The following is a 12,352-nucleotide window of genomic DNA, read 5'->3' on the forward strand; positions in this document are numbered from 1 at the left end:
CCCAACTCGCGCCCGCCGTGGCAGGGCGATCAGGGCGCTGCGGTGATCGGCCCCGCCTCGTTCGCCACGATCTTGAGCACCTCGGTCCAGGCCGCGACATTTTGCGCCAGATCGGCGGGATCGACCTTGTCGAGGGTGTCGTCCGGAGTGTGGTGCAGGTCGAAGTAGTAGGTGCCGTCCTGGTTGAGATCGACCACCGCCAGCTTCTGCTTTTCGATCACCGGCTCGACGTCAGTCCCCCCGTCCGCCTTGCCGCTTCCGCGCACGATTCCCATCGGCGAGAGTGCGACGGCGATGCGGTCGGTCAGGGCCTTGTCGCCCATGTTGAACTGCACGCGCCAGACCTTGCCCGCTCCGAAATCGCTTTCCATTGCAAGGGCATGGGGCTCGCCATGCTTGTCGGCATAGGCCTTGCCGCCAAAGCCGCCGATCTCTTCAGACCCGGCCCAGAGCACGCGAATGGTGCGCAAAGTGGCCCCGCCCTCCTGCGCCTTGAGCGCGGCGGCGGTGATGATCGCGCAGCCAGCCGCGTCGTCGATCGCGCCGGTGCCGAGATCCCAGCTGTCGAGATGGCAGCCGAGCAGGATCGGCGGGAGCGAGGGATCGCGGCCCGGCAGATCGCCGATGACATTGCCCGAAGGCAGCCCGTCGACGGTCTTGCCGGTGAGCGTCAGGTTGAGGCGGATCGGCTTGCCACTGCGGGCGATGCGGGCGATCAGGTCGGCGTCGGGGTTGGAGACAGCGCCTGCCGGTATCGGCTTGATCCCTTGCGGAAAATTGGTGCCGCCGGTGTGCGGGTTGCGGTGGCTGTCGGTGCCTATTGAGCGGATGACGACGCCCGCTGCGCCCTTCGCAGCAGCAATGCCCGGCCCGGCGCGGCGGACCTGGCCGTAGGGGCCGTAACCGCTGCCATCCTGGCTGCGTTTCATCGCGTGGTCGATGAAGGCGATCTTGCCGGTGAGCGAGCCTGCGGGGGCCGCCTTCAGCGCATCAAGCGTCTGGAAATAGACGACTTCGCCTTCGATGCCCTTGTCCGGCGTAGTGCCGCTGTAACCCAGTGCAGTGACAGCCAGCTTGAACGGGATCGGCGTGGTCATGCTAGCCTCGTCCTTGCCGCGCACGTAGCCGCGGATCGGGAAGGGTTCGATGGCGACCTTGCTGAAGCCGAGCGCCTTGAGCCGCGCTTCGGCCCAGACCCGAGCCCGGGCCTCACCCTCGCTCCCGGCAAGGCGCGGGCCCACTTCGCTGGTAAGACCGGCGAGCAGGTCCCAGGCCGTGGAATCCGGTGCGGCATGGGCTGCGACCGGAGACAGCGCGGCAAGCATAGCAAGAGAAAGGACCGTGAGACCGCGCGCAGGAGCCGGAGACATTGTTCCATTTTGAGCACATTTCATGATCGGGGACGGTCCTTCATATGCAGGGCTGATCTTGCTTCCCGTTTCCGGGAAAGGCATTGATGAGCCGATTGGTATCCGGGGGGAAATCTGATGTCGAGCGAGTTCGGTCGGCGCTTTGGGCGCGCCGTCGCGGCTGTTGCATGCCTTGCGTTTCTTACGGCGGCGCGGACCGCAGTGGTTCCATTGCCGGAAACCGTCATTCCCAAGGAGTCCGAGCACCCTTTGCGCGAGCCGTTTACCGTTCGCAAAGGCGACGTGGTCCTGCGTGGCGAAATTCTGGAGACCGAGATCGTCACGGTCGATGCTCCCATTTCGGTCGCCATCGCGAAGTTCACCGATAACGTTGCTGCAGGAACCCGGCTGGAGCCGGTTCTGGCATCACAACGGACGGAGCGGCTGACGGGAACCGATGGCCGCATGTATTGCGGAGAGAACCAGCGCACGCGCTCGAAATTCGGCGAATACATGATCGGCAACTGGTTTTCGAAGTACGATACCGAAGTCCGCTTTTGCTTTGTCGACGGCGACGGCGACCGCAGGCTGGACAGGGTCTTCCTCTCGGGCGCCAAGGACAAGGCCGAACAGGGCGCCATTCCGATCGAGCCCGTACCCTACACCGTCAGGATGATGCAGCCCGACGACACCCATGGCGAGTTCGAACTACGGGTCGAGAAGTTCAAGCCGGAAACCAACCAGATGACTATGCGTCTCTACCTGAGGCGCAATGGACAGGACGCCAGCTACAGTTACGTGTTCACTGTAGACGCTCTAGGCGGACACCAGACCTATCCCGAATTCAAGACCAATCCGCGCAAGAAGCCCTACCCTGTGGTGTTCAGCGACATACTTGGCGCCGAGGTTGAGGTGATGAGCGTCGATGCGGCGCAAGGCACCGCGCAGGTCAAGGTCAACCGGCCCATCCGCATGCAGATGTTCAAGCCGATATCGATCACGTACCAGTACATCTTCATCTACTACTGACCGATGGGGCTGCCGCGAAATCGGCAGGCCGCCACGGCAAACAGGCAGGCCAAGCGCGGCGCGCTTGCCCCGTCGCGCGCGCGCCTGTAGAGCGCGCGACAACAACTCGACATTCCGACCAAGGACGCAAGATGGCCGCCCAATATGCCTACGTCATGAAGAGCATGACGAAGACTTTCCCCGGTGCACCCAAGCCGGTGCTCAAGGATATCAGCCTGCAGTTCTACCAGGGTGCCAAGATCGGCATCGTCGGTCCGAACGGTGCAGGTAAATCGACCCTGATCAAGATCATGGCCGGGATCGACAAGGACTTCACCGGCGAGGCCTGGCCCGGCGAGAACATCTCCGTGGGCTATCTCGAGCAGGAGCCCCAGCTCGACGAAACCAAGACCGTGCTCGAAAACGTCAAGGACGGCGCGCGCGAGACGGCTGACCTTGTCGACAGGTTCAACGAAATCTCAAACATCATGGGCGATCCGCCGGAAGACGTCGATTTCGACGCGCTCATGGAGGAAATGGGCGAACTTCAGGCCAAGATCGACGCCGTCGATGGCTGGACGCTCGACAACCAGCTCGAGATCGCGATGGAAGCACTGCGCTGCCCTCCGGGCGACTGGGCGGTGGACAGCCTCTCGGGCGGTGAAAAGCGCCGCGTGGCGCTGACCCGCCTGCTGATCCAGAAGCCGGACATCCTGCTGCTCGACGAACCGACCAACCACCTCGACGCGGAATCGGTGCAGTGGCTTGAACACCACCTCAAGGAATATGCGGGTGCGGTGCTGATGATCACCCACGACCGCTACTTCCTCGACAACGTGGTGGGCTGGATCCTCGAACTCGATCGCGGTTCCTACTACCCATACGAAGGCAACTACTCGACCTATCTCGAGAAGAAGGCCAAGCGCATGGAGCAGGAAAGCCGCGAGGAAAGCGGCAAGCAGAAGGCCCTGCAGCGCGAACTCGAGTGGATCCGCCAGACCCCCGCCGCACGCCAGACCAAGAGCAAGGCGCGCGTGCGCAAGTTCGAGGAACTGCAGAACGCGCAGGACAACCGTCCGGTCGGCAAGGCCCAGATCGTCATCCAGGTGCCCGAGCGCCTTGGCGGCAAGGTCATCGAGGTCAAGAATATCTCGAAGGCCTATGGCGACAAGCTGCTGTTCGAAGACCTCTCGTTCATGCTGCCGCCGGGCGGCATCGTCGGCATCATCGGGCCGAACGGCGCGGGCAAGTCCACGCTGTTCAAGATCCTGACTGGCAAGGAACAGCCTGATTCCGGCACGGTGGAAATTGGTTCGACCGTGCATCTGGGCTATGTTGACCAGAGCCGTGACCATCTGAACCCTGCCAACAACGTGTGGCAGGAAATCTCTGACGGCCTCGACTACATGACCGTCAACAAGCAGGACATGAGCACGCGTGCCTATGTCGGCGCGTTCAACTTCAAGGGCGCGGACCAGCAGAAGAATGTCGGCAAGCTTTCGGGCGGTGAGCGCAACCGCGTGCACATGGCCAAGATGCTGAAGGCTGGCGGCAACGTGCTGCTGCTCGACGAACCGACCAACGACCTCGACGTCGAAACGCTGGCAGCCTTGGAAGACGCGATCGAGAACTTTGCCGGTTGCGCCGTGGTCATTTCGCACGACCGCTTCTTCCTCGACCGTCTGGCGACGCACATCCTCGCATTCGAAGGCAACAGCCACGTCGAATGGTTCGAAGGAAACTTCGCGGCCTATGAAGAAGACAAGCGCCGCCGTCTGGGCGATGCGGCCGATCGCCCGACCGCGCTGGCGTACAAGAAGCTTACGCGCTGATCCTACGCGTTTTGTGATTGAAGACGCCCCGTCAGCCTTTGTGGCTGGCGGGGCTTTTTTCGGTGTGTGTGAAGTCAGCCCTTGCGGCGGAAGTGGAAGACGATGGTTTCGGTCTTGCCGCCTTCGGTGACCCTGACCGAAGCGGTCATGCTGTCCTTGCCGGTGCGCTCATAGACGAGGCCGGAAAAGTCCAGCCGGTCTCCCTTGCGGTCGGTGAGCGGGAAGGAGACGACCTTGTCCTTCTCCTCCCAGCCGGTGAGATCGGCGTTGAAGTGCTTGAGGCGATAGGCGAGCGAGCCGCCGTCCTCGACGATGGTGATCAGTTCGTAGAACATCACCGAACCATCCTTGTTCAGCTGACGGAAGTGGCCGACCATCTGGCCTCCGGCAGCCGGCGCATAGGCCTCGAGCGCCGGGGCGCCCTCGATCCCCTCGCCCTCCCAGCTGCCTTCCATCCACGCGATGTCAGCGAGCGTAGCAGCGGGTGCAGCCATGGCGCTTGCAGGAAGCAGCACCATGGTTGCAACGATGAATAGCGCTGCTTTCATGGTGTTCTCCCTCATTCCGCAGCCAGTGGCAGATAGACATGCGCGCGCTGGTCAGGTGGGGACACCTCATCAGCATCGTCGAGATAGTTGATCAGAACCGGCCCGTCTCCCAAAGGAAGATCACGCTCCAGCAGATCGATGTAGAGCACATCTATCCGGTCATGGAGAGCATCGTAGTTGCCGGTAGCCGAGAAGGAGAGATAGTGGCCTCCTGGCAGCCGATGCTCTTCGAGATCGCCCGTCGCTTCGCCGTGGCCGCCAGTGTCGAGCGCGCAAATGAAGCTGCAGTTTTCGGGCCTAGCAAAGCGGGGATCGTCCAACGGCATTCCCCAGATCGCCTGAAGGCTCTCGGGCCCGATCTGGGCGAGTACGAGCCCGAATAGATGACCGAAGCCCCGGTTGAGTTCCGCATAAGCCCCAACATTGCGGACAGCGAGCAGCCGCAAGGGAGCAAGCTCCACGATCTCGATCCTCAGCGGCGTCTCTTGCGCTCCGGACGGTTCGGCAAGGGCTCTGGCAGTAAGATCGAGGGCCTGCGCATCACTACCCAGCGCCGACGGCGTCTGACCGGTGGCAGCGCGCAGAGCACGGGCATAGGCCTGCGAGGTGGCATAACCACTCTGGCCCGTGGCCGCGCCGATGCCATGGCTTGAAAGGACAGGGAGGCTGCCTGCCAGCCTTGCACGCGTGATCGCAGCGCCAGGCGCCTCTCCCGTCATGAGGCGGAAGATGCGGTGGAAGTGGAACTCAGACATCGCCGCTGCTGCTGCGAGGTCGGCAAGAACAGGTGCCTCGCCCGTCGCAAGGCTGCGTTCGAGCAGGGCAATTGCGCGCTCGATCCGGGCGGCGTAGCGGCTTCGCTGGTCAGGTTTCATCGCGGGCTCTCCAATCCTTCTGGCGCGATCTTGCCGCTGCTTCCACCCGTCGTCGTTCCCGATCTTGCGCAAACCGCGCTTGCCCGAGTCATGGAGCCAACCAAGCCCCCTGCCACGGCGCATTGGCTTGCGACCGGGTAAAACGGGCGCGAGTGCCGCCTTCGTGGGTGAGGTGGAGCCAGTCGAGCGAGCGGACTTCGACGAGCAGGACGCAGAAGTTCTCCCGCGCTGGCAGGGTTTCGTCGAGCGTCGGCGCGCGGTGGAGCAGATGGTCCGGAAGCGCGGAGCCGGGCGCGGCGAGGACGCCCGAGGGACCGGTTCCGGCGAGATAGCAGCGGCGGCTGGAGGCGTTGGCGCGGTCCCATGCGGCGTCGGCGATGGAGCCGTACTGCTCGATCCGGCCTTCTCCGCGCATGCGCAATTGAACCCGGTCGACCGGATCGTAGGCGAGCACGCCGACAGGTGCACCTTGGCCGATCAAGGCCGTTTTGGGGCTGCGCAGGTCGGTGTGGAAACGCAAGGTTGAGAGCCCCTCGCTGGCTTCGCGCAGGACCATGATGCGCATGTCTCCATCAGGCGTTGCGACGACCGGCGTGTGCATTGCATGGTGGCGATCGCGTGCCGCCAGTTGAAGCCGCGAAATGGCTTCGGCGAGGACGCTATCGAGCGTCAAATCCATTCAGCTTTCTCCAGCTAAACATGAACGGAAGGCAACCCAACCGGTTCAGACTTGGGACAGTGCGAATCATCTAACAAGGCGTCATCACGGACCGCAAAACGATTTTCGGTCTGGTTTTCGGGAAAGGTCGGCGACCATGTTGCCCAAGTCAATCTTCAGAAACAGCGCGCTTGCGGTGCTGGCCGTGGCCATGACCGCGACGGCAATTCCCTCAGCGGCCTTGGCCCAGGCAGAGCAGCGCGAGGAACGCGGGCGTGGATGGCAGCGTGGCGGCGGCGATTTCCGCAACCAGCAGGCCGGACAGGGTCCACGCGCCGAGTGGCGCCGTGATTCGCAGGGAGAGGCGCGTCCGCAACGCCCGCCGCAGGCACAAGTCCAGCCTCAGCGTCCAGCATGGGGTGGTTCCAATCCGCAGGCACAGCAGCGCCCTGCATGGGGCGGTTCCAATCCGCAGGCCCAGCAGCGCCCTGACAGGCCTTCGCAGCCTGCATGGCAGGGTCGCGCCGAGGGCTCCCAGCGCGACTGGGGTCGGCAGCAGGGACGGGACAATCAGGGCCGCGAGAGTCGGGGACGCGATTGGCAGTCGGGCACGGTGAACCGTCCTGCTCCAGACCGGGTGGGCACGCCGGCCGTGCCGCAGCGCGGCTGGGATGGCACCCGGTGGAACGGGACCAATCCCGAAGCCGGCAGGAACTGGAACCGCGATGGTCGTGACCGCGACGGCCGCGACTGGAACCGGGACCGCAACGGGCGCGAATGGAACCGCGATGGTCGGGACTGGAACCGCGACCGGAACGGCACCTACAGCGATCGCAACCGCCATCGCGATTATCGGGGCCATGACAGCTGGCGCAATGATAACTGGCGGCGCGACAACTGGCGCAACCACGGTGCCAATGACTACCGCCGCTGGAACAACGACTGGCGTCGCGACAACCGCTACAACTGGAGCCACTATCGCTCGGTCAATCGCGGCATCTACCGCCTGCCCCGCTACTACGCGCCCTATCGCGGGTACAACTACAGCCGCCTGTCGATCGGGATCTTCCTGAATTCAGGTTTCTACGGACAGAACTACTGGATCAACGATCCGTGGTCCTATCGCCTGCCACCGGCCTATGGCGGTTACCGCTGGGTACGGTATTACGACGACGTGCTGCTGGTCGACACCTATTCGGGCGAAGTGGTGGACGTGATCTACGACTTCTTCTGGTAAGACTGGTACATGGAGGGAGGCCCCTGCATCGTAAGGTGCGGGGGCCTTTTACCATGCGCGGTGCGTTTAGAGGCCCGTGCCGGACATGGCCTTGAGGACGCTGCGCATCAGGGCGCGGCCATCGTCGGTCAGTCGTACGTAGCGGCGGCGGGCATCGGTCGTATCCGCTTCGCGATAGACGAGATTTTCCTCTTCCAATCGCGAAATCCAGCGCAGGATCGTGGTCGAAGGGACCCCCGCATCGAGGCACACGCTTGAGACCTGGATTTCAGTACGTCGACGATCGGCGATGTACAGATCGAGCAGAATGTCCCATCCTGGTTCGCCGAACAGGCCTTTGCGCGCGGAAACGGCATCACGCTTCCGACGCAGCGCATAGAGCGACAAGGCGAGGCGGAGGCTTTCAAGATCGGGATCGGAAATGGCGTCCAAGAAATGCTCCCGGGCGGGCGGACAAAGACCATGGCATCCGGGCAAAACCCTTGCACTTAAAGACGCCAGACGGCACCTTGAACGTGCATGTCCGACCGACGTTCCTGATCAATTGGCGACCGCTTGCGAATTCAACTGTTTTCATGGTTAACCCAATCAGTAGCAGAATGCTTGATGAAATTCGTATCATGTATCCAATTCGGACCAATTGATCTGGTTAGCCAGCACATCAGCGCTAGAATATGAGACGCCAACGCATGGCCTTGTTTGCAAAGAAGACCCAGTCAACTGCCGAGACAAATGCACTTCGAAGGGTTGGTGAAACTGTTCGCAATCGTCTTCAACACGACGCCGGCGTTTATCGAATTCCGCGCGATGAACTGGAAATATTTGGGGTAGCGGATTTTTTCTCGAAGGCTGAATGCGACCGCCTGATTGCCATTGTCGATGCAGTGGCGCGCCCCTCCCCCACGTACAAGGGTAGCGACGCGACGGGGCGAACGAGCTACACCGGCGACGTCGATCCGTTCGATCCGTTCGTGCTGATGCTGCAGCGGCGTATCGATGATCTGATGGGGATCGATCCAGCTCTCGGTGAGACGATCCAGGGGCAGCGTTATGAACCGGGACAAGAGTTTCGCGGACACTATGATCACTTCCTGCCCTCGCAACCGTTCTGGGAGGCGGAACAGAAGCGAGGGGGACAGCGTAGTTGGACGGCAATGGCCTATCTCAATGCCGTGGAGGAAGGCGGGACGACCGACTTTCCCCGCGTCGACCTTTCGATACCGCCCCAACCGGGCGCCCTGCTTATCTGGAACAACATGAAGCCTGATGGCACGCCCAATCCCAATGCAATGCACGCCGGCATGCCGGTTGTGAAAGGCGTGAAATACGTCCTGACCAAATGGTACCGGGCGCGCCCGTGGCAGTAAGCCTGCGCGCGGCATATGCCGGATTCGCGTGGGCTCTTGCCCTGGCCGCGCCGGGGAGCGCGGCACTCGGGCACGCGCTGGCCGACGAGCGCGCTGTGGCGCGGATCGACGCGGAGCCGGTCGCTTCCCCACAACTCTCGCAGAATGCAGCACTCGACCGTCTGTTCGCAGACGAAATGCGGCGCGGCTTCGCGCTCGATCCACTGGGCGCGCTGCAGCAGGGACAGAAGGTTTCCGCAGAAGATTTGCTGATGCTGTTTACGCCGCAGCTGGCGGCCGAGCGGCGGGAAGCCAATGCCGAAGTGCTGGCGCGGCTGGCGCGGATCGATCCGGCGCGGCTGGACGAGGGACACCGCCTCTCGCGCGCGGTGCTGGAAGATGCCAAGCGGACCGAGCAGGCGCTGCTGGCGCCTGAATCGCAGACGCTGCTTGAACTGCGGCCGTTCAATCACTTTGGCGGCTTTCACGTCGCCTACCCCGAGCTATCATCGCCGGGCAGCGGCCTGGCGCTCGACACCACCGGGGATTACGAACTGCTGATCGCGCGCCACCGCGTGCTGGGGCGCGTGTTCGACAACGCGATCGCGCGCTTCCGCGAGGGCATGGCCACAGGCGTGACCGAGCCACGGCTTACGGTGGACAACATGGTCGCGCAGATCGATGCACTGCTTGCCCAGCCGATGGAACGCTCGCCATTCATGTCGCCGGCGCGGAACTTCCCGCAGGACGTGCCGGTAGGCGAGCGGGTGCGGCTGCGGCGTGAGCTGGGCAACGTGGTGCGCCACGATGTCTATCCCGCCTACCGCACGCTGCGCCGGTTTCTTGCCAATGAGTATCGTCCGGTCGCGCGCGAGCAGGTCGGGCTTTCGGCCCTGCCTGGCGGGGCAGAACTCTATCGCGAACTGGTGCGGGCGAACACGACGCTCGATCTCGATCCTGCGGGAGTCCATGATCTGGGCCTGCGCGAGGTGGCGCGCATCCAGCGCGAGATGGAGCAGGTGAAGGCCGAGCTTGGCTTCAGCGGTCCCCTGCGCGCCTTCTTCGACGATCTGCGCGCCAATCCGCGCTATCATCCCAAGAGCGAGGCGGAACTGGCCGAGGGCTTCCGACTGGCGGCGCGCAAGGTCGATGCGCTGGCCCCACGCTACTTCCTCCACTTGCCGCGCACGGAGTTGCAGATCCAGCCCTACCCCGCCTATCGCGCGAAGTTCGAGGCGGGCGGAAGCTATGCGCAGGGATCGTCCGATGGTTCGATACCGGGAACGTTCTTCTTCAACACTTATGATCTGAAAAGCCGGTTCCTGACCGGAATGACCACGCTCTACATGCACGAAGGGGCGCCGGGGCATCACTTCCAGATCAGCCTGGCGCAGGAGAACGCAAACCTGCCCGACTTCCAGCGATTTGGCGGCAATACGGCCTATATCGAAGGCTGGGCGCTCTATGCCGAGACGCTGGGTTACGAGATGGGGTTCTACAAGGACCCGATGCAGCACTGGGGCACGCTCGACGACGAAATGCTGCGGGCGATGCGGCTGGTCGTCGATACCGGACTGCACACCAAGGGCTGGAGCCGGGAGCAGGCGGTGGACTACATGCTCGCCAATTCTGGCATGGGGCGCAGCGATGCCGAGGCTGAAGTGGACCGATACGTTGCGGTGCCGGGGCAGGCCCTGTCGTACAAGATCGGCGCGCTGACGATTCAGCGGCTGCGCAAGGAAGCCGAGGGCGCGCTGGGCCGCAAGTTCGACATCCGCCGTTTCCACGACCAGGTGCTGGGTAGTGGCGCGCTGCCGATGGCAGTGCTGGAGGGCAAGGTGCGCGGGTGGATCGCTCGCACCCGCGCAGCCAGATAGTTCAGTCGCCCAGCGCTTCTGCGATCAGCTTGCGGGTATTGGCCACGCCATAGAGCGCGATGAAGCTGCCCATGCGCGGGCCTGCGCTGGAGCCGAGCAGGGTTTCATAGAGGCACTTGAACCAGTCGCGCAGCTGCTCGAACCCGTAGTGCGGGTCCTTGCCGATCTCGTAAACGATGTTCTGAAGTTCCTCAGGCGTTGCATCGTCGGAAGTTCCGGCCAGCTCCTCGTCGAGCGCGGCAAGGGCCTTGGCCTCGTTCTCTTCGGGCTTGCGGCGCTGGAGCGTGGGCGCGATGAAATCGCGGTTGTAGGCGAGCGCGCGGGTGACGAGACCATCGAGCGCGGGATGCGCGGCGGGATCGGCGTTCTCGACATAGTTGCCGAGGTAGGACCAGACCTGATCGCGCGTAGCCTGCGCACCAAGCACGCCGACGAGGTTGAGCAGCAGGCCGTAAGTAACCGGCAGGCTCTCACCCTCGCCACCATGGTAGCCGTTTGTACGAAGCAAGTGCCAGACCGGGTTGCCGAGTTGCTGCTCCACCGGCTGACCGGGGATCTTCTCACGGAACTGCCAGTATTCGTCGACAGCGCGGGGGATGATCCCGACGTGGAGCGACTTGGCGCTCTTGGGTTCGCGGAAAAGGTAGAAGCCCAGGGATTCTTCGCTGCCGTATTCGAGCCATTGCTCGATGGTCAAACCGTTGCCCTTGGACTTGGAGATCTTCTCGCCCTTCTCGTCGAGGAAGAGTTCGTAGATCAGGCCTTCGGGGCGCTGGCCGCCGAGAACGCGGGCGATCTTGCCCGATTGCGTGACGCTGTCGGTGAGGTCCTTGCCGCACATTTCGTAATCGACGCCAAGGGCGACCCAGCGCATGGCCCAGTCGACCTTCCATTGCAGCTTGGACCAGCCGCCAAGGATCGTGTGTTCGATGGTTTCGCCGTTGCTGTCAGTGAAGCGGACGATACCGGCTTCAGCGTCGACGACTTCGACTGGCACCTGCAGGACCTCGCCGGTGGTCGGCGAAACCGGCAGGACTGGCGAGTAGGTCTTGCGGCGCTCCTCACGCAAGGTGGGAAGCATGATGTCCATGATCGCCTGCCAGTTGCGCAGGACGTTCTTCAGCGCATCATCGAACCCGCCCGAGTTGTAGCGATCCGAAGCCGAAACGAACTCGTAATCGAAGCCGAAGCGATCGAGAAAATCGCGCAGCATCGCATTGTTGTGGTGGGCGAAGCTTTCAAACTTCTCGAATGGATCGGGAATACGGCTGAGCGGATGGCCAAGATGGGCATCAAGCAGCGCCTTGTTGGGCACGTTGTCGGGCACCTTGCGCAGACCGTCCATGTCATCGGAAAAGGCGACGAGGCGCGTGGGGTGGCCGCCAGTGAGCACTTCATAGGCGCGGCGCACGAAGGTGGTGCGCAGAACTTCCTGAAAGGTGCCGATGTGCGGCAGGCCCGATGGTCCGTAACCGGTCTCGAACAGCACCGGCACCAGTTCGCCGGACGCATCGCGTTTGCCGCCGGGATACCGCTTGATGATCTTGCGGGCTTCCTCGAAGGGCCAAGCCTTGGAGGTCTGTGCGGCGGTGTGGATTGCATCGGTCATAGTGCCCGCCCTT

At 63.1% G+C, this 12,352-nt stretch carries 11 protein-coding genes; 5 read left to right on the forward strand and 6 right to left on the reverse strand.

The features are described 5' to 3' along the window. Positions 1-29: 29 nt before the first annotated feature. Complete coding sequence (locus IQ25_RS01195) at positions 30-1,394, reverse strand: M28 family peptidase (RefSeq protein WP_246415405.1); 1,365 nt, start codon at positions 1,392-1,394, stop codon at positions 30-32. 93 nt (positions 1,395-1,487) lie between these two features. Here IQ25_RS01195 and IQ25_RS01200 point away from each other — a divergent pair, with 93 nt between their 5' ends. Then, positions 1,488-2,378 carry a hypothetical protein gene (locus IQ25_RS01200; protein ID WP_144901445.1) on the forward strand — a complete coding sequence of 297 codons (891 nt, stop codon included), beginning with the start codon at positions 1,488-1,490 and terminating at the stop codon, positions 2,376-2,378. Positions 2,379-2,509: 131 nt separating this feature from the next. After that, positions 2,510-4,189 (forward strand): energy-dependent translational throttle protein EttA, encoded by a 1,680-nt coding sequence (gene ettA, locus IQ25_RS01205; RefSeq protein WP_144901447.1) that lies wholly within the window; start codon positions 2,510-2,512, stop codon positions 4,187-4,189. Between the two features lie 74 nt (positions 4,190-4,263). On the opposite strand, the gene IQ25_RS01210 is transcribed toward ettA, so the two are convergent. The 3 genes from IQ25_RS01210 to IQ25_RS01220 form a co-directional block, all read right to left on the reverse strand. After that, positions 4,264-4,737: a DUF6265 family protein gene (locus IQ25_RS01210; protein ID WP_144901449.1), complete on the reverse strand. Its 474-nt coding sequence runs from the start codon at positions 4,735-4,737 to the stop codon at positions 4,264-4,266. A gap of 11 nt (positions 4,738-4,748) precedes the next feature. Next, on the reverse strand, positions 4,749-5,612 hold the full coding sequence (locus IQ25_RS01215) for an AraC family transcriptional regulator (protein WP_158637646.1): 864 nt from the start codon (positions 5,610-5,612) through the stop codon (positions 4,749-4,751). Positions 5,613-5,700: 88 nt separating this feature from the next. Further along, on the reverse strand, positions 5,701-6,291 hold the full coding sequence (locus IQ25_RS01220) for a flavin-binding protein (protein ID WP_246415404.1): 591 nt from the start codon (positions 6,289-6,291) through the stop codon (positions 5,701-5,703). Positions 6,292-6,427: 136 nt separating this feature from the next. Between IQ25_RS01220 and IQ25_RS01225 the strand changes: the two genes are divergently transcribed. Then, positions 6,428-7,507, forward strand: a complete 1,080-nt coding sequence (locus IQ25_RS01225) for an RcnB family protein (RefSeq protein WP_144901453.1) — start codon at positions 6,428-6,430, stop codon at positions 7,505-7,507. Between the two features lie 66 nt (positions 7,508-7,573). Here the strand turns inward: IQ25_RS01225 and IQ25_RS01230 are convergent, their stop codons facing one another. Next, complete coding sequence (locus IQ25_RS01230) at positions 7,574-7,939, reverse strand: MarR family winged helix-turn-helix transcriptional regulator (RefSeq protein ID WP_144901455.1); 366 nt, start codon at positions 7,937-7,939, stop codon at positions 7,574-7,576. Positions 7,940-8,196: 257 nt separating this feature from the next. On the opposite strand from IQ25_RS01230, the gene IQ25_RS01235 reads away from it, so the two are divergent. Next, complete coding sequence (locus IQ25_RS01235) at positions 8,197-8,874, forward strand: prolyl hydroxylase family protein (RefSeq protein WP_144901457.1); 678 nt, start codon at positions 8,197-8,199, stop codon at positions 8,872-8,874. Beyond that, the gene (locus IQ25_RS01240) at positions 8,865-10,730 is read left to right on the forward strand and encodes a DUF885 domain-containing protein (RefSeq protein WP_258536922.1); all 1,866 of its coding nucleotides are present in this window, start codon (positions 8,865-8,867) and stop codon (positions 10,728-10,730) included. The genes IQ25_RS01235 and IQ25_RS01240 overlap by 10 nt, the downstream gene beginning before the upstream one ends. A gap of 1 nt (position 10,731) precedes the next feature. Here IQ25_RS01240 and IQ25_RS01245 read toward each other — a convergent pair whose 3' ends face one another. Beyond that, positions 10,732-12,339: a lysine--tRNA ligase gene (locus tag IQ25_RS01245; protein ID WP_144901461.1), complete on the reverse strand. Its 1,608-nt coding sequence runs from the start codon at positions 12,337-12,339 to the stop codon at positions 10,732-10,734. Positions 12,340-12,352 lie beyond the last annotated feature (13 nt).

The sequence above is a fragment of the Novosphingobium taihuense genome (genome assembly GCF_007830315.1).
GTDB classification, from domain to species: Bacteria; Pseudomonadota; Alphaproteobacteria; order Sphingomonadales; family Sphingomonadaceae; genus Novosphingobium; species Novosphingobium taihuense.

What these genes read in the sequence shown, in the direction of transcription:
- IQ25_RS01195 (WP_246415405.1), bottom strand. Translation starts at nt 1,394, where the DNA reads ATGAAATGTGCTCAAAATGGAACAATGTCTCCGGCTCCTGCGCGCGGT.
- IQ25_RS01200 (WP_144901445.1), top strand. Translation starts at nt 1,488, where the DNA reads ATGTCGAGCGAGTTCGGTCGGCGCTTTGGGCGCGCCGTCGCGGCTGTT.
- ettA (WP_144901447.1), top strand. Translation starts at nt 2,510, where the DNA reads ATGGCCGCCCAATATGCCTACGTCATGAAGAGCATGACGAAGACTTTC.
- IQ25_RS01210 (WP_144901449.1), bottom strand. Translation starts at nt 4,737, where the DNA reads ATGAAAGCAGCGCTATTCATCGTTGCAACCATGGTGCTGCTTCCTGCA.
- IQ25_RS01215 (WP_158637646.1), bottom strand. Translation starts at nt 5,612, where the DNA reads ATGAAACCTGACCAGCGAAGCCGCTACGCCGCCCGGATCGAGCGCGCA.
- IQ25_RS01220 (WP_246415404.1), bottom strand. Translation starts at nt 6,291, where the DNA reads ATGGATTTGACGCTCGATAGCGTCCTCGCCGAAGCCATTTCGCGGCTT.
- IQ25_RS01225 (WP_144901453.1), top strand. Translation starts at nt 6,428, where the DNA reads ATGTTGCCCAAGTCAATCTTCAGAAACAGCGCGCTTGCGGTGCTGGCC.
- IQ25_RS01235 (WP_144901457.1), top strand. Translation starts at nt 8,197, where the DNA reads ATGGCCTTGTTTGCAAAGAAGACCCAGTCAACTGCCGAGACAAATGCA.
- IQ25_RS01245 (WP_144901461.1), bottom strand. Translation starts at nt 12,339, where the DNA reads ATGACCGATGCAATCCACACCGCCGCACAGACCTCCAAGGCTTGGCCC.